Below are 232 nucleotides of genomic sequence, written 5' to 3' on the forward strand. Positions count from 1 at the left end.
TCTATATCCATTACCTACGCGGCCTGCTCAGCAGGCCAAGGCATTAATCTTGACTATTAAAAACCCTAGAAAAAAAGTGCAAAATCTTAATAACGCCAAAGACGCTCGCACGCCAGTACTGTCCGCAGGATTCGTTAACCATCAATCGACGGCAATCGCGGCCCAACAGGCGACTACTCCTCAGAATATGCCTAAACTTGAACAAGTGGCACCTCCTGTCACCATGATCACC

Annotated in this window: 1 protein-coding gene; it reads left to right on the forward strand. The window is 47.8% G+C overall.

The features are described from left to right. Positions 1-49 precede the first annotated feature (49 nt). Positions 50-232, forward strand: a 183-nt coding sequence (locus tag AAEY79_RS16540; protein ID WP_352289894.1) for a hypothetical protein, incomplete at its 3' end; no start/stop codon positions are given.

Origin of the sequence: Psychrobacter sp. GW64-MNA-CIBAN-0177, assembly GCF_040309585.1 — a bacterium.
Lineage (GTDB): Bacteria > Pseudomonadota > Gammaproteobacteria > Pseudomonadales > Moraxellaceae > Psychrobacter > Psychrobacter okhotskensis.